This is a genomic window from Rhodanobacter hydrolyticus (assembly GCF_044904645.1).
Map to the genome: position 1 here is coordinate 3,365,997 of NZ_JADIKK010000008.1, position 20,277 is coordinate 3,386,273.

27 protein-coding genes are annotated in these 20,277 nt (G+C 63.7%); all 27 read left to right on the forward strand.

What is annotated here, in order from left to right; translation table 11 throughout:
• The first annotated feature begins 80 nt into the window (after positions 1–80).
• The 27 genes from rpoC (at position 81) to secY (ending at position 20,277) form a co-directional block, all read left to right on the forward strand.
• Positions 81–4,295, forward strand: coding sequence for a DNA-directed RNA polymerase subunit beta' (rpoC, locus tag ISP25_RS17670; protein WP_404615753.1), 4,215 nt, complete (start codon positions 81–83; stop codon positions 4,293–4,295).
• A gap of 178 nt (positions 4,296–4,473) precedes the next feature.
• Positions 4,474–4,848, forward strand: a complete 375-nt coding sequence (rpsL, locus tag ISP25_RS17675; RefSeq protein ID WP_077481292.1) for a 30S ribosomal protein S12 — start codon at positions 4,474–4,476, stop codon at positions 4,846–4,848.
• 68 nt (positions 4,849–4,916) lie between these two features.
• Positions 4,917–5,384 (forward strand): 30S ribosomal protein S7, encoded by a 468-nt coding sequence (rpsG, locus tag ISP25_RS17680; RefSeq protein ID WP_192105773.1) that lies wholly within the window; start codon positions 4,917–4,919, stop codon positions 5,382–5,384.
• A gap of 137 nt (positions 5,385–5,521) precedes the next feature.
• On the forward strand, positions 5,522–7,651 hold the full coding sequence (gene fusA / locus ISP25_RS17685) for an elongation factor G (RefSeq protein WP_192160620.1): 2,130 nt from the start codon (positions 5,522–5,524) through the stop codon (positions 7,649–7,651).
• 189 nt (positions 7,652–7,840) lie between these two features.
• On the forward strand, positions 7,841–9,031 hold the full coding sequence (tuf, locus tag ISP25_RS17690; protein ID WP_192157137.1) for an elongation factor Tu: 1,191 nt from the start codon (positions 7,841–7,843) through the stop codon (positions 9,029–9,031).
• Positions 9,032–9,474: 443 nt separating this feature from the next.
• Positions 9,475–9,786 carry a 30S ribosomal protein S10 gene (gene rpsJ, locus ISP25_RS17695; protein ID WP_014402136.1) on the forward strand — a complete coding sequence of 104 codons (312 nt, stop codon included), beginning with the start codon at positions 9,475–9,477 and terminating at the stop codon, positions 9,784–9,786.
• 20 nt (positions 9,787–9,806) lie between these two features.
• On the forward strand, positions 9,807–10,448 hold the full coding sequence (rplC, locus tag ISP25_RS17700; RefSeq protein ID WP_404615756.1) for a 50S ribosomal protein L3: 642 nt from the start codon (positions 9,807–9,809) through the stop codon (positions 10,446–10,448).
• Positions 10,449–10,459: 11 nt separating this feature from the next.
• Positions 10,460–11,062, forward strand: coding sequence for a 50S ribosomal protein L4 (gene rplD, locus ISP25_RS17705; RefSeq protein ID WP_192157056.1), 603 nt, complete (start codon positions 10,460–10,462; stop codon positions 11,060–11,062).
• On the forward strand, positions 11,059–11,352 hold the full coding sequence (gene rplW, locus ISP25_RS17710; RefSeq protein ID WP_192157055.1) for a 50S ribosomal protein L23: 294 nt from the start codon (positions 11,059–11,061) through the stop codon (positions 11,350–11,352). Before rplD ends, rplW begins: the two co-directional genes overlap by 4 nt.
• Before the next feature lie 17 nt (positions 11,353–11,369).
• Positions 11,370–12,191, forward strand: a complete 822-nt coding sequence (rplB, locus tag ISP25_RS17715; protein WP_192157053.1) for a 50S ribosomal protein L2 — start codon at positions 11,370–11,372, stop codon at positions 12,189–12,191.
• A gap of 12 nt (positions 12,192–12,203) precedes the next feature.
• The gene (rpsS, locus tag ISP25_RS17720) at positions 12,204–12,476 is read left to right on the forward strand and encodes a 30S ribosomal protein S19 (protein WP_077481308.1); all 273 of its coding nucleotides are present in this window, start codon (positions 12,204–12,206) and stop codon (positions 12,474–12,476) included.
• Complete coding sequence (rplV, locus tag ISP25_RS17725; RefSeq protein ID WP_192157051.1) at positions 12,476–12,811, forward strand: 50S ribosomal protein L22; 336 nt, start codon at positions 12,476–12,478, stop codon at positions 12,809–12,811. The genes rpsS and rplV overlap by 1 nt, the downstream gene beginning before the upstream one ends.
• Before the next feature lie 13 nt (positions 12,812–12,824).
• Positions 12,825–13,589 carry a 30S ribosomal protein S3 gene (gene rpsC / locus ISP25_RS17730; RefSeq protein WP_192157049.1) on the forward strand — a complete coding sequence of 255 codons (765 nt, stop codon included), beginning with the start codon at positions 12,825–12,827 and terminating at the stop codon, positions 13,587–13,589.
• Positions 13,590–13,600: 11 nt separating this feature from the next.
• On the forward strand, positions 13,601–14,014 hold the full coding sequence (rplP, locus tag ISP25_RS17735; protein ID WP_192105764.1) for a 50S ribosomal protein L16: 414 nt from the start codon (positions 13,601–13,603) through the stop codon (positions 14,012–14,014).
• Position 14,015: 1 nt separating this feature from the next.
• A complete protein-coding gene (rpmC, locus tag ISP25_RS17740; RefSeq protein ID WP_192105763.1) occupies positions 14,016–14,201 on the forward strand; it encodes a 50S ribosomal protein L29 in 186 nt (61 codons plus the stop codon).
• A gap of 12 nt (positions 14,202–14,213) precedes the next feature.
• Positions 14,214–14,474, forward strand: coding sequence for a 30S ribosomal protein S17 (gene rpsQ, locus ISP25_RS17745; RefSeq protein WP_181300988.1), 261 nt, complete (start codon positions 14,214–14,216; stop codon positions 14,472–14,474).
• Positions 14,475–14,489: 15 nt separating this feature from the next.
• Positions 14,490–14,858, forward strand: a complete 369-nt coding sequence (rplN, locus tag ISP25_RS17750; RefSeq protein WP_007513359.1) for a 50S ribosomal protein L14 — start codon at positions 14,490–14,492, stop codon at positions 14,856–14,858.
• A 14-nt stretch (positions 14,859–14,872) separates the two neighbouring features.
• Positions 14,873–15,187, forward strand: a complete 315-nt coding sequence (gene rplX, locus ISP25_RS17755; RefSeq protein WP_192157047.1) for a 50S ribosomal protein L24 — start codon at positions 14,873–14,875, stop codon at positions 15,185–15,187.
• 11 nt (positions 15,188–15,198) lie between these two features.
• Positions 15,199–15,738, forward strand: a complete 540-nt coding sequence (gene rplE / locus ISP25_RS17760) for a 50S ribosomal protein L5 (RefSeq protein ID WP_192105761.1) — start codon at positions 15,199–15,201, stop codon at positions 15,736–15,738.
• 36 nt (positions 15,739–15,774) lie between these two features.
• The gene (gene rpsN, locus ISP25_RS17765) at positions 15,775–16,080 is read left to right on the forward strand and encodes a 30S ribosomal protein S14 (RefSeq protein ID WP_192157045.1); all 306 of its coding nucleotides are present in this window, start codon (positions 15,775–15,777) and stop codon (positions 16,078–16,080) included.
• A gap of 220 nt (positions 16,081–16,300) precedes the next feature.
• Positions 16,301–16,696, forward strand: a complete 396-nt coding sequence (gene rpsH / locus ISP25_RS17770) for a 30S ribosomal protein S8 (protein ID WP_192157043.1) — start codon at positions 16,301–16,303, stop codon at positions 16,694–16,696.
• Between the two features lie 10 nt (positions 16,697–16,706).
• Positions 16,707–17,234 carry a 50S ribosomal protein L6 gene (rplF, locus tag ISP25_RS17775; protein WP_404615762.1) on the forward strand — a complete coding sequence of 176 codons (528 nt, stop codon included), beginning with the start codon at positions 16,707–16,709 and terminating at the stop codon, positions 17,232–17,234.
• A gap of 97 nt (positions 17,235–17,331) precedes the next feature.
• Positions 17,332–17,685, forward strand: a complete 354-nt coding sequence (gene rplR / locus ISP25_RS17780) for a 50S ribosomal protein L18 (RefSeq protein ID WP_192157039.1) — start codon at positions 17,332–17,334, stop codon at positions 17,683–17,685.
• Positions 17,686–17,816: 131 nt separating this feature from the next.
• Complete coding sequence (rpsE, locus tag ISP25_RS17785) at positions 17,817–18,326, forward strand: 30S ribosomal protein S5 (protein WP_192157037.1); 510 nt, start codon at positions 17,817–17,819, stop codon at positions 18,324–18,326.
• The gene (rpmD, locus tag ISP25_RS17790; RefSeq protein ID WP_192157034.1) at positions 18,319–18,516 is read left to right on the forward strand and encodes a 50S ribosomal protein L30; all 198 of its coding nucleotides are present in this window, start codon (positions 18,319–18,321) and stop codon (positions 18,514–18,516) included. The genes rpsE and rpmD overlap by 8 nt, the downstream gene beginning before the upstream one ends.
• Entirely contained in the window at positions 18,513–18,950 is a 438-nt protein-coding gene (rplO, locus tag ISP25_RS17795; RefSeq protein ID WP_192157135.1) for a 50S ribosomal protein L15, read from the forward strand. The genes rpmD and rplO overlap by 4 nt, the downstream gene beginning before the upstream one ends.
• Positions 18,951–18,954: 4 nt before the next feature.
• Positions 18,955–20,277, forward strand: coding sequence for a preprotein translocase subunit SecY (secY, locus tag ISP25_RS17800; RefSeq protein ID WP_192157032.1), 1,323 nt, complete (start codon positions 18,955–18,957; stop codon positions 20,275–20,277).

The window sequence follows — 20,277 nt, forward strand, 5'->3', positions numbered from 1 at the left end:
GGAATCCCCCTGCCGGATCCGCGAAACAGTCCACCTGACCACCGGCCCCGTCCAAGAATTTGCTCCGATCGGAGACTCCCATGAAAGACCTGCTCAACCTGTTCAACCAGCAGCGCGCCACGCCCGAGTTCGACTCGATCAAGATCGCGCTGGCTTCGCCGGAGCTGATCCGCTCCTGGTCCTACGGCGAGGTGAAGAAGCCGGAAACGATCAACTACCGCACCTTCAAGCCCGAGCGCGACGGCCTGTTCTGCGCCGCCATCTTCGGCCCGGTGAAGGACTACGAGTGCCTGTGCGGCAAGTACAAGCGCATGAAGCACCGCGGCGTGGTCTGCGAAAAGTGCGGCACGGAAGTGACGCTGGCCAAGGTGCGCCGCGAACGCATGGGCCACATCGAGCTGGCTTCGCCCACCGCGCACATCTGGTTCCTCAAGTCGCTGCCGTCGCGCATCGGCCTGATGCTGGACATGACCCTGCGCGACATCGAGCGCATCCTGTATTTCGAAGCCTTCGTGGTGATCGACCCGGGTTTGACTGCGCTGGAGCGCGGCCAGCTGCTGAGTGAAGACCAGTACCTCGAAGCCGTGGAAGAACACGGTGACGAGTTCGACGCGCGCATGGGCGCCGAGGCCGTCTACGAGCTGCTGAAGTCGCTGGACCTGCCGGGCGAAGTGATCCGCCTCAAGGAAGAAATCGCTTCCACCAACTCCGAGACCAAGCTGAAGCGCCTTACCAAGCGCGTGAAGCTGATCGAAGCCTTCATCGAGTCCGGCAACAAGCCGGAGTGGATGGTGCTGACCGTGCTGCCGGTGCTGCCGCCGGACCTGCGTCCGCTGGTGCCGCTGGATGGCGGCCGTTTCGCCACGTCCGACCTCAACGACCTGTACCGCCGCGTCATCAACCGCAACAACCGCCTGAAGCGCCTGCTCGAACTCAATGCGCCCGACATCATCGTGCGCAACGAGAAGCGCATGCTGCAGGAGTCGGTGGACGCGCTGCTCGACAACGGCCGCCGCGGCCGTGCCATCACCGGCACGAACAAGCGCGCGCTGAAGTCGCTGGCCGACATGATCAAGGGCAAGCAGGGCCGCTTCCGCCAGAACCTGCTCGGCAAGCGTGTGGACTACTCCGGCCGCTCGGTGATCACCGTGGGCCCGACGCTGCGCCTGCACCAGTGCGGCCTGCCCAAGAAGATGGCGCTGGAGCTGTTCAAGCCCTTCATCTTCGCCAAGCTGCAGGCCCGCGGCGAAGCCACCACCATCAAGGCCGCCAAGAAGCTCGTCGAGCGCGAGGAAGGCCAGGTGTGGGACATCCTGGAAGAGGTGATCCGCGAGCATCCGGTGCTGCTGAACCGCGCGCCGACGCTGCACCGCCTCGGTATCCAGGCGTTTGAGCCGATCCTGATCGAAGGCAAGGCGATCCAGTTGCACCCGCTGGTCTGTACCGCGTTCAACGCGGACTTCGACGGCGACCAGATGGCCGTGCACGTGCCGCTGTCGATCGAGGCGCAGCTGGAAGCGCGCGCCCTGATGATGTCCACCAACAACATCCTGTCGCCCGCCAACGGTGAGCCGATCATCGTGCCGACCCAGGACGTGGTGTTGGGCCTGTACTACATGACCCGCGAGCTGGTGAATGCGAAGGGCACCGGCATGGCGTTTTCCAGCATCAGCGAAGCGCGCCGTGCCTACGACAACCGTGCGGTCGAGCTGCACGCCAAGGTCAAGGTGCGCATGAAGCAGGTGCACATCGCCGCCGACGGCAGCCGCACTGAAGAGACCAAGCTGGTCGAGACCACCGTGGGCCGCGCCCTGCTGGCCGAGATCCTGCCGGAAGGCCTGCCGTTCCAGCTCGCCAACACCGAGCTGACCAAGAAGGCGATCTCGCGCCTGATCAATGCCAGCTACCGCGGCCTGGGCTTGAAGGAAACCGTGGTCTTCGCCGACAAGCTGATGTACACCGGCTACCGTTTCGCGACGCGCGCCGGCATCTCGATCGGCATCGACGACATGAAGATCCCGGCCGAGAAGAAGGCGATCCTCGAGGAGGCCGAGAAGGAAGTCGTCGAGATCCAGCAGCAGTACCAGTCGGGCCTGGTCACCGCCGGCGAGCGCTACAACAAGGTGGTCGACATCTGGTCGCGCACCAACGAGCAGGTGGCCAAGGCGATGATCGACGGCATCGGCACCGAGACGGTGACCGACGGCACGGGCAAGCAGGTCGCCCAGAAGTCGATGAACTCGCTGTACATCATGGCCGACTCCGGCGCGCGTGGCTCGGTGGCGCAGATCCGCCAGCTGGCCGGCATGCGCGGCCTGATGGCCCGCCCGGACGGCTCAATCATCGAGACCCCGATCAAGGCCAACTTCCGCGAAGGCCTGAACGTGCTGCAGTACTTCAACTCCACCCACGGCGCCCGCAAGGGCCTGGCGGATACGGCGCTGAAGACAGCGAACTCCGGTTACCTCACCCGCCGTCTGGTGGACGTGGCACAGGATGTGGTCATCACCATGGACGATTGCGGCACCGAGGACGGCATCCTCATGCAGCCGATCGTCGAAGGCGGCGACGTGGTCGAGCCGCTGCGCGACCGCGTGCTGGGCCGCGTGGTGGTCGAGGACGTCTACGCCCCGGGCAACGACGACCAACCCATCGTCGAGCGCGATACCCTGCTCGACGAAGCCCTGGTCGAGAAGCTCGACAAGGCCGGCGTGCAGTCGGTGAAGGTGCGTTCGCCGATCACCTGCGCCGCCAGCCATGGCGTGTGCAAGCTGTGCTACGGCCGCGACCTGGCCCGCGGCCACCTGGTCAACATGGGCGAGGCCGTGGGCGTGGTCGCCGCGCAGTCGATCGGCGAGCCCGGCACCCAGCTCACCATGCGTACCTTCCACATCGGCGGCGCGGCTTCGCGTGCGGCTGCCGTGGACAATGTGACGGTGAAGACCACCGGCACGCTGAAGTTCAACAACATCAAGACGGTGCAGCACGCCCAGGGCCACCTGGTGGCGGTGTCGCGTTCGGGCGAAGTGTCGGTGCTCGATGTCAGCGGCCGCGAGCGCGAGCGCTACAAGGTGCCTTACGGCGCCACCATCGCAGTGAAGGACGGCGATTCGGTCAAGGCCGGCCAGGTCGTCGCCAACTGGGACCCGCACACCCACCCGATCGTGTCGGAAGTGGCCGGTACCGTGCGCTTCATCGACTTCATCGATGGCGTCACCGTGCAGAGCCAGACCGACGAACTGACCGGTCTGGAGTCGGCCGTGGTGACCGATCCGAAGCGCCGCGGTACGGCCGCCAAGGACCTGCGTCCCATCGTGCGCCTGGAAGACGCCAAGGGCCGCGAGCTGAAGCTGCCGGGTACCGATGTGCCGGCGCAGTACATGCTCCCGGCCGGCGCCATCGTGTCGATCCAGAACGGTGCCGCGGTGGGCGTGGGCGACGTGGTGGCGCGTATCCCGCAGGACGCCTCCAAGACCCGCGACATCACCGGCGGTCTGCCGCGCGTGGCCGACCTGTTCGAAGCGCGCAAGCCGAAGGAGCCGGCGATCCTGGCCGAGCGTTCGGGCGTGGTCAGCTTCGGCAAGGACACCAAGGGCAAGCAGCGCCTGATCATCAAGGACGTGGACGGCAACGAGCACGAGGAGCTGATCCCGAAGTGGCGTCAGGTCATCGTGTTCGAAGGCGAGCACGTGGAGAAGGGCGAAACCATCGTGGACGGCGAGCCCAGCCCGCACGACATCCTGCGCCTGCTGGGTGTGGAGCCGCTGGCTACCTACCTGGTCAAGGAAATCCAGGATGTGTACCGCCTGCAGGGCGTGAAGATCAACGACAAGCACATCGAAGCGATCATTCGCCAGATGCTGCGCAAGGTCGAGATCACCGAGCCGGGCGACAGCCACTATCTGCGCGGCGAGCAGGTGGAGCGCGTGCGGATCAATGCCGAGAACGAACGTGCAGAAAGCAAGGGCGAACGCCCGGTCGACTACCAGTCGGTGCTGTTGGGCATCACCAAGGCATCGCTGGCCACCGAGTCCTTCATTTCGGCGGCTTCGTTCCAGGAAACCACCCGCGTCCTTACCGAAGCGGCAGTTCGCGGCACGCGCGATACCTTGCGTGGGCTGAAGGAAAATGTTATCGTCGGACGTCTGATTCCCGCGGGTACCGGCTTGGCATACCATGCCTCGCGTCGCAACCAGGGCGGCTTGTCCGCCTCGGATTTCGAGACGCTCTCCGGTACCGCTTCCGTCGTCTCGTTTGCCGAGGCGCCGGCCGGTGGTGATGGTGGTGTCGAGTAAGTCCGATACGGGCTTTGCTCGCTAGACATACGAAATGAGGTGCACGGATGCACCTCGTGTTCGGGTCATGGAAGGCGGGACGCTGGCTTGCCCAAGGCAGGCTGTCCGTGTTATATTCCCGCTTCTTGGCAGACCGAGCTTGTTCGGGCTGCCTTTATGTTTTCAGAATAGGCTACGCATGGCGACTATCAACCAGTTGGTGCGCAAATCCCGCAGCCCGAAGAGCTACAAGAGCGATTCGCCTGCCCTGCAGAACAGCCCGCAGCGTCGCGGCGTCTGCACGCGCGTGTACACGACCACCCCGAAGAAGCCGAACTCGGCGTTGCGCAAGGTTGCCAAGGTGCGCCTGACCAACGGTTACGAGGTCATCAGCTACATCGGCGGCGAAGGCCACAACCTGCAGGAGCACTCGGTGGTGCTCATCCGCGGCGGCCGTGTCAAGGATCTCCCCGGCGTGCGCTACCACACGGTGCGCGGCAGCCTCGACTGCGCTGGCGTCACCAAGCGTCGCCAGTCGCGTTCGAAGTACGGCGCCAAGCGCCCGAAGGCCTAAATTGAAGAGTGCGGTCAGGATGACCGCTTTTCTTGGGGCATGGATGCCTACTCAAAGAGACAATAACTATGTCGCGTAAAGGTTCCCATCCCGCCCGTGTGGTGTTGCCCGATCCCAAGCACGGCAGCCAGCTGATCGCCCGCTTCATCAACATGGTGATGAAGAGCGGCAAGAAGTCGGTGGCCGAGAGCATCGTCTACGGTGCCCTTGAGCATCTGGGCGAGAAGCACGCCGAGCCGGTGGCTCTGGTCGAGAAGGCGCTGAACAACGTTGCGCCCGCCGTCGAAGTGAAGTCCCGTCGCGTCGGTGGTGCCACCTACCAGGTGCCGGTCGAAGTGCGTCCGGGTCGTCGCATGGCGCTGGCGATGCGCTGGGTGATCGAGGCTGCCCGCAAGCGTGGCGAAACCTCGATGCCGCGCAAGCTGGCTGCCGAGTTGCAGGAAGCTTCCGAGAGCCGTGGCGGCGCCGCCAAGAAGCGTGAGGAAACTCATCGCATGGCGGAAGCCAACAAGGCCTTCTCGCACTACCGCTGGTAATCCAGCGGTAAATGCGCCGCCCGCATGTGCGGGCGGCGCCAAACAAGCCGGCACTTGTGCCGGATTTTTTCATGACTAGTGCGGCTCGGATGGCCGCCGCTGCCCACATCGGGGATGGATCTCCGTCGGATACGACTATGGCACGCACCACTCCCATCGAGCGCTACCGCAACTTCGGCATCATGGCCCACATCGATGCCGGCAAGACCACGACCACGGAGCGCATCCTGTTCTACACCGGTGTCTCGCACAAGATCGGCGAGGTGCATGACGGTGCGGCCACGATGGACTGGATGGAGCAGGAGCAGGAGCGCGGCATCACCATCACCTCCGCCGCCACCACGGCGTTCTGGAAGGGTATGGATGGTTCGATGGAGCAGCACCGCTTCAACATCATCGACACTCCCGGGCACGTTGACTTCACCATCGAAGTGGAACGTTCGCTGCGCGTGCTCGACGGCGCGGTGTTCGTGCTGTGTGCGGTCGGCGGCGTGCAGCCGCAGTCCGAGACCGTGTGGCGCCAGGCCAACAAGTACCACGTGCCGCGCCTCGCGTTCGTCAACAAGATGGACCGCACCGGTGCGAACTTCTACAAGGTCGTCGACCAGCTGAAGGCCCGCCTTGGCGCCAACCCGGTGCCGATGGTGGTGCCGATCGGCGCCGAGGACGACTTCGAGGGCGTGGTCGACCTGCTCAAGATGAAGGCGATCATCTGGGACATGCCGTCCCAGGGCATGAAGTTCGAATACCAGGATATCCCGGCGAACCTCGCGGCCAAGGCTGCCGAGGCCCGCTCGTACATGGTCGAATCCGCCGCCGAAGCCAGCGAAGAGCTGATGAACAAGTACCTTGAAGAGGGTGACCTCTCCGAGGACGACATCATCGCGGGCATGCGTTCGCGCACCCTGGCCAGCGAAATCATTCCGGTTTATTGCGGCACCGCCTTCAAGAACAAGGGCGTGCAGGCGATGCTGGACGCGGTGGTGCATCTGCTGCCGTCGCCGGTGGATCGTCCGCCGGTGGCTGGCGTGGACGAGAACGACAAGGAGGCGACGCGCACGGCGGACGACGCCGCGCCGTTCTCCGCGCTCGCGTTCAAGATCATGACCGATCCGTTCGTCGGTTCGCTGACCTTCTTCCGCGTCTACTCGGGCGTGCTGAATGCCGGCGATGCCGTGTACAACCCGGTGAAGTCCAAGAAGGAGCGCATCGGCCGCATCCTGCAGATGCACGCGAACGATCGTCAGGAACTGAAGGAAGTCCGCGCCGGTGACATCGCCGCAGCGGTCGGCCTGAAGGATGTGACGACCGGCGACACGCTGTGCGCGCAGGATCACGTCATCACCCTGGAGCGCATGACGTTCCCGGAGCCGGTGATCTCGATGGCGGTGGAGCCGAAGACCAAGTCCGACCAGGAAAAGATGGGTATCGCGCTGGGCCGCTTGGCCGCCGAGGATCCGTCCTTCCGCGTGCGTACCGACGAGGAATCCGGTCAGACCATCATCTCGGGCATGGGCGAGCTGCATCTCGACATCATCGTCGACCGCATGAAGCGCGAGTTCAACGTGGAGGCGAACGTCGGCAAGCCGCAGGTGGCCTACCGCGAGACGATCCGCAGCAGCGACGTGAAGTCCGACTACAAGCACGCCAAGCAGTCCGGCGGTAAGGGTCAGTACGGTCACGTGGTGATCGAGATGTCGCCGATCAGCGATGCCGATCGTGCGGACGAGAAGATCGCAGCGCAGATCAAGGACGACTTCCTGTTCATCAACGACATCACCGGCGGCGTGATCCCGAAGGAATTCATCCCCTCGGTCGAAAAGGGCCTGCGCGAAACCATCACCAGCGGTCCGCTGGCTGGCTTCCCGGTGGTGGGCGTCAAGGCGAAGCTGGTGTTCGGTTCGTACCACGACGTCGACTCGTCCGAAATGGCGTTCAAGCTGGCCGCCTCGATGGCGTTCAAGCAGGGCTTCGCAAAGGCGTCGCCGGTGCTGCTCGAGCCGATCATGAAGGTCGAGGTGGTGACGCCTGAGGACTACGTGGGCGACGTGATGGGCGACATGAGCCGTCGTCGCGGCATCCTGCGTGGCCAGGAAGACACGCCGTCGGGCAAGACCGTCGACGCGTTCGTGCCGCTGGGCGAAATGTTCGGTTACGCCACGAGCATCCGCTCGCTGACGCAGGGTCGCGCCACCTTCACGATGGAATTCGACCACTACGCCGAGGCGCCGAACAACATCGCCGAGCAGGTGATCAAGAAGGCTTGATTTTTGCGGTCGTCCTTGACCGCGAAAATCAAATGGGCGGCCATTCATGGCCGCACTCTTCAAGTAAAGCGTCGCGGTCTTGGCTGATCGCGAAATTTTAGAAGCAGGCAGTGCGGCCTTCTGGTCGCGTAAGCACAACGACGCGGCGTAAGCCGCACTGACAAAAGTACTATCCAGAGGTCTCTAGTCATGGCAAAGGGCAAGTTCGAGCGCACCAAGCCCCACGTGAACGTGGGCACGATTGGTCACGTGGACCACGGCAAGACGACGCTGACGGCGGCGCTGACGAAGGTCGGTGCGGAGCGTTTTGGCGGTGAATTCAAGGCCTACGACGCGATTGACGCGGCGCCGGAAGAAAAGGCGCGCGGTATCACGATCTCGACGGCGCACGTGGAATACGAATCGCCGAATCGCCACTACGCGCACGTGGACTGCCCGGGCCATGCCGACTACGTGAAGAACATGATCACGGGTGCGGCGCAGATGGACGGCGCGATCCTGGTGTGCTCGGCCGCGGACGGCCCGATGCCGCAGACGCGCGAACACATCCTGCTGTCGCGCCAGGTGGGCGTGCCGTACATTGTCGTGTTCCTGAACAAGGCCGACATGGTGGACGACGCCGAACTGCTCGAGCTGGTCGAGATGGAAGTGCGCGAGCTGCTGTCGAAGTACGACTTCCCGGGCGACGATACCCCGATCATCAAGGGTTCGGCGAAGCTGGCGCTGGAAGGCGACCAGTCGGAAATCGGCGTGCCGGCGATCATCTCGCTGGTGGAAGCGCTGGACACCTACATTCCGGAGCCGCAGCGCGCGATCGACCAGCCGTTCCTGATGCCGGTGGAAGACGTGTTCTCGATCTCGGGTCGCGGCACGGTGGTGACCGGCCGTATCGAGCGCGGCGTGATCAAGGTGGGTGACGAAATCGAAGTGGTCGGCATCCGTCCGACGCAGAAGACCACCGTCACGGGCGTGGAAATGTTCCGCAAGCTGCTGGACCAGGGTCAGGCGGGCGACAACGCCGGTCTGCTGCTGCGCGGCCTGAAGCGCGACGACGTGGAGCGCGGCCAGGTGCTGGCGAAGCCGGGCACGATCACCCCGCACACGGACTTCGAGGCCGAGGTGTACGTGCTGTCGAAGGACGAGGGTGGCCGTCATACCCCGTTCTTCAAGGGCTACCGTCCGCAGTTCTACTTCCGCACCACCGACGTGACCGGTGCGATCGAGCTGCCGGAAGGCGTGGAAATGGTGATGCCGGGCGACAACATCAAGATGGTGGTGAGCCTGATCCACCCGATCGCGATGGACCAGGGTCTGCGCTTCGCGATCCGCGAAGGCGGCCGCACTGTCGGCGCCGGCGTGGTGGCCAAGGTCATCAAGTAATAAGTGGCCAAAACGCCGTTGGAATAGCGGCTTTTGGTAAAAAGTCCGGCCATGGATGGCCGGTTCTTGATCTTCGCGAACACGGATGTGAGCACGGGTAACGCCGAGCTCTTCCCATACGGGAAATTTGTCGTTATAATTCCCAGCTCCCTAGTCGTTCGAACTCGGTTTCGATCGACTCACCGCGAAATGAGGCGCAGGAAGTGCTTCGAGTTCGCAGGCCGTGGACGGCCATCGCATTTGGTCTGATTCCGGGGTTATCCCGTCGTCAAGCCAGATTGCGCAGCAGGATTTGCGCCAGGCGAGCAGACCAATGCTCGCTTGGCGTTTTTCGGGTCGGGATTTCGCCTTGGCGCAATTCCGATGGTTCCAAAGAGCAGTGCGAGGCGGTGAGAAGCCGCTTCGTTGCACATTCAAGTTCTTTTGATAACAGGACACGGTTTATGGCGAACCAGAAGATTCGCATCCGGCTCAAGGCGTTCGATCATCGTCTGATCGACCGTTCGGCCAGCGAGATCGTCGAGACGGCCAAGCGCACGGGCGCCACGGTGCTCGGCCCCATCCCGCTCCCGACCAAGATCGAGCGTTACACCATTCTGGTGTCGCCGCACGTCGATAAGGATGCACGCGACCAGTACGAGACCCGTACCCACAAGCGTGTGCTCGACATCGTCGATCCCAACGACAAGACCGTGGACGCGCTCATGAAGCTTGATCTCGCCGCTGGCGTCGATGTTCAGATCAAGCTCGGTTGAGCGATAGACAGGATACGAACATGAGTATCGGACTGGTAGGCCGCAAGTGCGGCATGAGCCGGCTCTTCACTGAAGACGGACGCTCGATTCCGGTGACGCTGATTGAAGCGACCCCGAACCGCGTCACCCAGCTGAAGACGGAAGACAACGATGGCTACAGCGCGGTGCAGGTCGCGGCGGGCGTGAAGCGCGCTAGCCTGCTGACGACGCCGCTGAAGGGTCATTACGCCAAGGCCAAGGTTGAGCCGGGTCGTGGCCTGTGGGAGTTCCGCGTGTCCGCCGACGACCTCGGCAAGTACAGCGTGGGCACGGAGATCAAGGCGGACGAGGTGTTCTCGGTCGGCCAGATCGTCGACGTCGCCGGCGTCTCGAAGGGCAAGGGCTTCCAGGGCACCATCAAGCGCCACAACTTCAAGATGGGCGATGCGACGCACGGTAACTCGCTGTCGCACCGCGCGCCGGGTTCGATCGGTCAGCGTCAGACGCCGGGCCGCGTGTTCCCGGGCAAGAAGATGTCGGGCCACATGGGTGCGGTGAACCGCACGCAACAGGGTCTGGAAGTGGTCAAGGTCGACGCCGAGCGTCACCTGATCGCGGTGAAGGGCGCTGTCCCCGGTGCGGCCGGTGGCGACGTCGTCATCCGTCCGACCACCAAGGGTTGAGGAGAGACGCCATGGAACTGAATGTCATTGGCGCCAAGCCGCTCAGCGTGTCGGACGAAGTGTTCGGCGGCGAGTTCAAGCAAGCCCTGGTTCACCAGGTGGTGGTTGCGTACCAGGCCGGCGGTCGCGCCGGTACCAAGGCGCAGCTGTCGCGTGGCGAGCTGTCGGGTACCACCAAGAAGTTCAAGAAGCAGAAGGGCGGCGGCGCCCGTCACGGTGACTATCGCGCCCCGATCTTCGTGGGCGGTGGTGTGACCTTTGCCGCGAAGCCGCGCAGCTACGAGCAGAAGGTCAACCGCAAGGCCTACCGCGTGGCGATCCGCTCGATCCTTTCCGAGCTGAACCGCCAGGGTCGCCTGAAGGTGGTCGACGGTTTCGGCGTCGAGCAGCCCAAGACCAAGGCGATGGTTGCCAAGCTCGCCGAGCTGCAGGTTTCCGGTCGCGTGCTGCTGGTTTCCGAGGATGCCAACGAGGCGCTGTACCTGGCTTCGCGCAACATCCCCTATCTGCATGTGCTGGACGTGATGGCGCTGAACCCGGTCAGCCTGGTCGGTTCCGACCACGTGGTGATGACGGTCGACGCCGTGAAGAAGATCGAGGAGTGGCTGGCATGAGCAACGAACGCATTCTCGACACGCTGCGCGCGCCGCACATCTCCGAGAAATCGGCTCGCGTCAGCGAGCACAACCAGTACGTATTCGTGGTTGCCCCCACGGCGACCAAGGCCGATGTCCGCGAGGCGGTGGAGAAGATGTTCGACGTCAAGGTCGAGCAGGTGAACCTCGTCAACAGCAAGGGCAAGGTCAAGTCCTTCCGTTTCCGCGCTGGCAACCGCCAGGGCAAGCGCAAGGCCTATGTGCGCCTCGCTGATGGCCAGTCCATCGACGTGTCGGCCAAGGCCTGAGCCAGGAGTTCCTCGAGATGGCACTAATCAATCACAAGCCAACCTCGCCGGGTCGTCGTGACGCCGTCAGCGTCCGCACCGAGGGGCTGCACAAGGGCGCGCCCTACGCGCCGCTGACCGAAAGCCAGTCGAAGACGGGTGGTCGCAACCATTTCGGTCGCATCACCACGCGTCATCGCGGCGGCGGTCACAAGCAGGCTTACCGCATCATCGATTTCAAGCGCGACAAGGAAGGCATTGCCGCCAAGGTCGAGCGCATCGAATACGATCCGAACCGCACCGCGCACATCGCGTTGCTGTGCTACGCCGACGGCGAGCGCCGCTACATCATCGCGCCGAAGGGCGTGCAGGTGGGCGACCGCCTGTTGTCCGGTCACGACGCGCCGATCAAGGTGGGCAACTGCCTGCAGCTGCGCAGCATTCCGGTGGGGTCCACGATCCACTGCATCGAGATGAAGCCCGGCAAGGGTGCACAGATCGCCCGCTCCGCCGGTGCCTCGGTGCAGCTGGTGGCCCGTGAATCCGGCTATGCCACGCTGCGTCTGCGCTCCGGCGAAATGCGCCGCGTGCCGGTCGAGTGCCGCGCCACCATCGGTGAAGTGGGCAACGGCGAGCACAGCCTGAAGAAGCTCGGCAAGGCCGGCGCCAAGCGCTGGATGGGCATCCGCCCGACCGTGCGCGGCGTGGTGATGAACCCGGTCGACCATCCGCATGGCGGTGGTGAAGGTCGTACCTCCGGCGGCCGTCATCCGGTCAGCCCGTGGGGCACGCCGACCAAGGGTTACAAGACCCGCAACAACAAGCGCACGCAGCAGTTCATCGTGCGTCGCCGCAAGTAACAGGAACCCGACATGCCACGCTCTCTGAAGAAAGGTCCGTTCGTCGACCTTCACCTCGCCAAGAAGGTGGAAGCCGCGGTTTCCGCCAACAACAAGCGTCCGATCAAGACCTGGTCGCGCCGCTCGATGATCCTGCCCGAAATGGTGGGCCTGACCATCGCCATCCACAACGGCCGCCAGCACGTGCCGGTGCTCGTCAACGAGAACATGGTCGGGCACAAGCTCGGCGAGTTCGCGGTGACGCGCACCTTCAAGGGCCACGTCGGCGACAAGAAGGGCAAGTGATGAGCACCGAAGCCAAAGCGATCCTGCGCAGCGCCCGCATCTCGGCGCAGAAGGCACGCCTGGTGGCAGACCTGGTCCGCGGCATGCCCGTGGGCCGGGCCAGCGACGTGCTCCAGTTCACCAACAAGAAGGCCGCGCACATTGTCCGCAAGGTGCTGCTGTCTGCCGTCGCCAACGCCGAGAACAACCTCGGTGCCGATGTCGACGAGCTGAAGGTCTCGCGCATCTTCGTGGACGAAGGTCCGGCGATGAAGCGCATGTATGCCCGCGCCAAAGGCCGCGGTTCCCGCATCCTGAAGCGCACCAGCCACATCACCGTGGTCGTTGGCGAGTAAGAGGAAGAAGACGATGGGTCACAAAGTTCATCCCACCGGCATCCGCCTCGGCATCGCCAAGGACTGGAACGCCAAGTGGTACGCCAACAAGGGCGACTACGCGAAGTATCTCGTGGCGGACATCAAGGTCCGCGAGATGCTGAAGAAGAAGCTGGCTGCCGCCGGCATCTCGAAGATCCAGATCGAGCGCCCGGCCAAGACCGCGCGCGTGACGATCCACACCGCCCGTCCGGGCGTGGTGATCGGCAAGAAGGGCGAGGATATCGAGAAGCTGCGCAAGGAAGTCAGCGATCTGATGGGCGTCCCGACGCACATCAACGTCAACGAAGTGCGCAAGCCCGAGCTGGACGCCCAGCTGGTGGCCGAGTCGATCGCGCAGCAGCTCGAGCGCCGCATCATGTTCCGTCGCGCGATGAAGCGCTCGGTGGGCAATGCGATGCGCCTGGGCGCGTTGGGCATCAAGATCAACGTTTCCGGCCGTCTGAACGGCGCCGAGATCGCCCGCTCCGAATGGGCCCGCGAAGGTCGCGTGCCGCTGCACACCCTGCGTGCGGATATCGACTACGGCACCGCCGAGGCGAAGACGCAGTACGGCATCATCGGCATCAAGGTGTGGGTCTACAAGGGCGAGATCTTCGACGTGGCCCAGATCGGCCAGGAACCGAAGGACGAGTCCCCGGCGCCGTCGTCGCGCCGCGAGGGTGGCGAAGGCCGCCGTGACCGTGAACCGCGTCGCGATCGTGATGGCGAAGGCCGTCGCGAGCGTGCGGCGAAGTAAGGAGAGTTGCCATGTTGCAACCCAAGCGAACCAAATACCGCAAGCAGTTCAAGGGCCGCAACGACGGTCTGGCGCACTGCGCCAACCTCGTCAGCTTCGGCGAATTCGGCCTGAAGGCGACCACCACCGGCGCGCTGACCGCGCGCCAGATCGAGGCCGGTCGTCGTTGCATCACCCGCTTCGTGAAGCGTGGCGGCAAGCTGTGGATCCGCGTGTTCCCGGACAAGCCGATCACCAAGAAGCCGATCGAAGTGCGCATGGGCGCCGGCAAGGGCGGCGTGGAATTCTGGGTCGCCCCGATCCAGCCCGGTCGCATGCTTTATGAAATCGAGGGCATCGACGAGGCGTCGGCGCGCGAGGCGTTCCGCCTGGCTGCCGCCAAGCTCTCGGTGCAGACCCAGTTCGTGACCCGGGCGGTGATGTGACATGGCCATCAAAGATCTGACCACCAAGTCGGCCGAAGAGCTCAATCAGCACCTGCTGGACCTGCGCAAGGAACAGTTCAACCTGCGCATGCAGAAGGGTGCTGGCCAGCTCAACCAGCCACATCAGCTGCGCCGCGTCCGGCGCGACATCGCCCGCACGAAGTTCGTGCTCGGCGGCAAGAAGTAAGGGACCGCCGATATGAGCGACAACCAGAAGCAGGCGCGTACCCTCGAGGGGCGCGTCATCAGCAACAAGATGGACAAGACGGTCACCGTCCTGATCGAGCGCCAGGTGCAGCACGGCCTGCTGGGCAAGATCGTGCGCCGGTCGACCAAGCTGCACGCGCAGGACGACCTCGGCGCGAACGAGGGCGACCTCGTGCGCATCGCCGAGTGCCGTCCGCTGTCCAAGACCAAGCATCACCGCGTGGTCGAAATCGTCACCCGCGCAGCCGTCTAAGAGGAGGGTGCAGACATGATCCAGATGCAAAGCACGCTCTCCGCGGCGGACAACAGCGGTGCCAAGGAACTGATGTGCATCAAGGTGCTCGGCGGCTCCAAGCGCCGTTACGCCGCGATCGGTGACGTGATCAAGGTCACCGTGAAGGACGCCATTCCGCGTGGCAAGGTGAAGAAGGGCGAGGTGTACAACGCCGTGGTGGTTCGCACCGCCAAGGGTGTGCGCCGTCCCGATGGCTCGCTGATCCGTTTCGACGGCAATGCAGCGGTGCTCCTTAACAACAAGCTCGAGCCGATCGGCACCCGTATCTTCGGGCCGGTCACCCGCGAGCTGCGCAGCGAGAAGTTCATGAAGATCGTCTCGCTCGCGCCCGAAGTGCTCTGAGCGGAGACCAAACCATGAACCGTATCCGCAAGGGTGATCAGGTCCTCGTGATCACCGGCAAGAACAAGGGTCAGCGCGGCGAAGTGCTGCGCGTGGAAGGCGAGCGTGTGTTCGTCTCCAACGTGAACCTGATCAAGCGTCACACCAAGCCGAATCCGCAGGCCAACCAGGCCGGCGGCATCGTCGAGCGCGAAGCTTCGATCCATCTCTCCAATGTGCAGCTGTTCAACCCCGCCACGAACAAGGGTGAACGCGTTGGCACCAAGACGCTCGCTGATGGGCGCAAGGTCCGCGTGTTCCGTTCGAATGGCGAGGTCGTGGACGCGTAAGGATTAATGACATGACGCGCCTTGAGACGTTTTACAAAGAGCAGGTAGTGCCGAAGCTCACCGAGAAGTTCGGCTACCAGAACGTGATGCAGGTTCCCCGCATCACCAAGATCACGCTGAACATGGGCGTGGGCGAAGCTGCGGGCAACAAGAAGATCCTCGAGAATGCCGTGGCCGACATGGCGAAGATCTCGGGCCAGAAGCCGATCACGACCAAGGCGCGCGTTTCCGTGGCCTCGTTCAAGATCCGCGACGGCTGGCCGATCGGCTGCAAGGTCACCTTGCGCCGCGCCCAGATGTTCGAATTCCTGGATCGCCTGATCAACATCTCGCTGCCCCGTACCCGCGACTTCCGCGGCGTGTCGGGCCGCGCCTTCGATGGCCGTGGCAACTTCAACTTCGGCGTGAAGGAACAGATCATCTTCCCGGAAATCGACTTCGACGCCGTCGATGCGATGCGCGGCATGGACATCGCGATCACCACGACCGCGAAGACCGATGCCGAGGCCAAGGCGCTGCTGGAAGCCTTCAACTTCCCCTTCCGTAATTAAGCACGTCGCAACTGATAGACGCGAGAGATATATCAAATGGCAAAGACCTCGATGGTCAACCGCGACATCAAGCGGACCAAGCTCGTCAAGAAGTTCGCCGCCAAGCGCGCCGAACTGAAGGCGATCGTGCTGAGCACCACTGCCTCCTACGAGGAAAAGATGGAAGCGCAGGGCAAGCTGCAGAAGCTGCCGCGCGACGCCAGCCCGATCCGCCAGCGCACCCGCTGCGCGCTGACCGGTCGCCCGCGCGCCGTGTACGCCAAGTTCAACCTCGGCCGCAACAAGCTCCGCGAAGCCACCATGCGTGGTGACGTGCCGGGCCTGCGCAAGGCCAGCTGGTAAGACCCAAACTGGGGCAGGGCGGACGAGTCCGCCTCGCCCGATGCGGCGGCAGGCCTTGAGGGCTGCCGCCGTCGGCGCAATTCCAGTGCCGATATTCGCAAAGCCGGAAAAAGCTGTTATAGTCGTCGGTCTGCGCAACGCAGGCTGACGCTTTGTCAGCATCACAATCTAGAAGATTTCCGGTTTTATCGGATATCGGTGCACTCTGAAGGATGTTTTCATGAGCATGACTGATCCCATCGCCGACATGTTTACGCGTGTCCGCAATGCCCAGCTGATGGGCAAGCACACGGTGAGCATGCCGTCGTCGAAGCTGAAGGTGGCCATCGCCAACCTTCTCAAGAACGAAGGCTACGTACTCGACGTGCAGTCCGCCCAGGCGGAAGGCAAGCCCGTTCTCGAAATTCGCCTGAAGTACTTCGAAGGCCGTCCGGCCATCGAGTCCATTTCCCGCGTCAGCCGTTCCGGTCTGCGCATCTACCGCGGCAAGGATGAACTGCCGAAGGTGCTCGGCGGTCTGGGCATCTCGATCATCTCGACGTCCGCCGGTCTGCTGACCGACGCGCAGGCCCGTGCCAAGGGTCTGGGCGGCGAAGTCATCGGCCAGGTCGCTTAAGGAGCCGACGATGTCACGTGTTGCCAAGAAGACGATCAACCTGCCGAAGGGCGTGGAGCTGAAGGCTGCCGCCGACGGTGTTTCCGTGAAGGGCCCGAAGGGCACGCTGTCCATTCATGTGTTGCCCGGCGTATCGCTGAAGGTTGAAGGCGATGCCGTCAACATCCAGCTGGCCGAAGGCGCCGACGACAAGTTCGGCGGTACCGCGCGCGCACTGCTGGCCAACATGGTCAAGGGCGTGTCCGAAGGTTATGAGCGCAAGCTGGAGCTGGTCGGCGTGGGTTACCGCGCGTCCATGACCGGCAAGGCGCTGAACCTGAGCCTGGGCTTCTCGCACCCGGTGGTGTTCGAGGCTCCGGAGGGCATCACCCTGGAAACCCCCACGCAGACGGAAATCCTGATCAAGGGTGCCGACAAGCAGGTGGTGGGCCAGGTTGCCGCCAAGATCCGCGCCTTCCGCTCACCCGAACCCTACAAGGGCAAGGGCGTGCGCTATGCCGGCGAGAAGATCACCCTGAAGGAAGCCAAGAAGGCCTGAGTACGCTTTCCCTGCGTGTGGAAGCGGCCATCCATGGCTGCACTACTCACAAGAGCACTGCGTAACTATTGCCGATCCGCTTTCGAGGAACAGACAGATGAACAAGAACGAATCACGCCTGCGTCGCGCCAAGTCCACGCGTTCGCACATCCGCAAGCTCGGTGTGGCGCGCCTATCGGTGCACCGCACTGGCCAGCATCTCTACGCCCAAGTGTTCGCCGCCGACGGCCAGCAAGTGGTGGCCGCTGCCTCCACCGTGCAGAAGTCGGTTGCCGAAGGCCTGAAAGGCACCAAGAACCTGACCGCCGCTGCCGCGGTGGGCAAGGCCGTGGCCGAGCGTGCGCTGGCTGCCGGCGTGGAGTCGGTGGCGTTCGACCGCTCCGGCTTCCGCTTCCATGGCCGCATCAAGGCGCTGGCCGACGCTGCCCGCGAAGCCGGTCTGAAGTTCTGATTGAGGAATCCGGCCATGACGGCCGGACAGTTTTCGCGGCATGGATGCCGTGTCTTGAATCGACCACAAAAACTCCAAGCGGCCCAGCCGCAAGCAAAAGTCCCGGATGATCCGGGCATACGGAAAAGACTATGTCTTCGACTGATCGTGAAAATTCAGACGGCCTGCTCGAGAAGCTGATTGCCGTCAACCGCGTGGCCAAGACCGTCAAGGGTGGCCGCCAGATGAGCTTCACCGCGCTGACCGTGGTCGGCGACGGCGAGGGCAAGGTCGGCTTCGGCTATGGCAAGGCGCGTGAAGTGCCGGTCGCCATTTCCAAGGCCATGGAGCGCGCCCGCCGCAACATGGTGAACATCGATCTGAACAACGGCACCCTGTGGTACGCCATCAAGGCCAACCACGGCGCTGCCCGCGTCTACATGCAGCCGGCTTCCGAAGGTACCGGCGTGATCGCCGGCGGCGCCATGCGTGCCGTGCTGGAAGTGGTCGGCGTGAAGAACGTGCTGGCCAAGGCCGTCGGCTCGCGCAACCCGATCAACCTGGTGCGCGCCACCATCAAGGGCCTGCAGGCTGTCGCTTCGCCGAAGCAGATCGCCGCCAAGCGTGGCAAGACCGTGGAAGAGGTGCTGGGCAATGGCTAAGAAGAACGAAACCGCCGGCACCGTGCGCGTGCGCCTGGTGAAGGGCCTGCGCGGCGTGCAGGCACGGCATCGCCTCAGCGTCAAGGCGCTGGGCCTGAACAAGACCAATGACGTCAGCGAGCTGAAGGACAGCCCGCAGGTGCGTGGCTTGATCAACACGGTCTACTACCTGGTCCAGGTGGAGGAATAATCATGCGTCTCAACGACATCAAGCCCGCCGCCGGTTCGCGCAAGACGCGTCTGCGCGTGGGTCGTGGCATCGGTTCGGGCCTCGGCAAGACGGCCGGTCGCGGCCACAAGGGTCAGCACGCCCGTGCTGGCGGCACCCACAAATACGGCTTCGAAGGCGGCCAGATGCCGCTGCAGCGTCGCCTGCCCAAGGTTGGCTTCCGCTCCAAGCTGAAGGCCGAGAGCCAGCAGGTGTTCCTGTACCAGCTCGCCAACCTCAAGGCCGACGTGATCGACGCGATCGAGCTGCACAAGGCCGGCCTGATCGACAGTCGCGCCAAGAAGGTCAAGGTGGTGTTGAAGGGCGAAATCGGCCGTGCGGTGAAGCTTTCGGGTCTGCTGGCTACGGCCGGCGCCAAGGCTGCCATCGAAGCGGCCGGCGGCAGCGTGGAGTAATCGCGTGGCCCAGGCCAAAGGCAACGCACTCGGCAAGCTCGGCAAACTGACCGAGCTGCGCCAGCGCATCTTCTTCGTGATCGGTGCGCTGGTGGTGTTCCGCCTCGGTTCGTTCATTCCGGTGCCGGGCGTTAACCCGGACGCGATGAGCAACCTGGTTCAGGGCAACGGCCTGATGGACATGTTCAACATGTTCTCGGGTGGTGCACTGGCGCGCTTCTCGGTGTTCGCGCTGGGCGTAGTGCCCTACATCTCGGCATCCATCGTGATCCAGATGATGGGTTCGGTGATCCCCAGCCTGCAGGCGCTGCGCAAGGAAGGTGAATCCGGCAAGCGGCGGATGACGATGTATACCCGCATCGGCACCGTGGGCCTGGCGTTGTTCCAGTCCTTCGGCATTGCGGTAGCGCTGCAGAAGCAGGTCGCCGCGGGCGGAGCGCCGGTGGTGTACATGCCAGGCTTCGGCTTCGTGCTGGCTTCGGTCGTGGGCTTGACCGCAGGCACCATGTTCCTGATGTGGCTGGGCGAGCAGATGACCGAGCGCGGCATCGGCAACGGCATCTCGCTGCTGATCTTCGCCGGCATCGTGGCCGGTCTGCCGGGCGCGGTGGTGCACACCCTGGGCATGTCCAGCAACGGTGAGCTCTCGGTGCTGATGTTGCTGGTCGTGTTTGCGATCGTGCTTGGCGTTACCGCGTTCTGCGTGTTCATGGAGCGCGCGCAGCGGCGGATCACGGTCAACTATGCACGGCGTTCCGGTGGCCAGCGCGGCTATCAGAACCAGAGTTCCAGCCTGCCGCTGAAGATCAACATGTCGGGCGTGATTCCGCCGATCTTCGCATCCAGTCTGCTGATGTTCCCGGCGACAGCGGTGAGCTGGTTCGGCGCCGGCCACCAATCGCGCTGGCTGCAGGACCTGACCCAGGCCCTGAGTCCGGGCGAGCCGCTGTGGGCGCTGGTCTATACGGTGCTGGTGATCGGCTTTGCGTTCTTCTATACCGCGGTCGTGTTCAACTCGGAAGAGACGGCGGACAACCTCAAGCGGTCCGGCGCACTGATCCCGGGTATTCGCCCGGGTCGCGCCACCGCCAGCTACATCGACGGCGTGATCACCCGCTTGACCGGAGTGGGTGCGCTGTACCTGGTACTGGTCTGTCTGGTGCCGTCGTTCATGCAGAAGTTTTGGCATGTGCCGTTCTACTTCGGTGGTACGTCGCTGCTGATCGTGGTGGTCGTGGTGATGGATTTCACCTCGCAGGTGCAGGCGCACCTGGTCAGCCACCAGTACGAAAGTTTGCTCAAGAAGGCCAATCTCCGTCGCAACTAG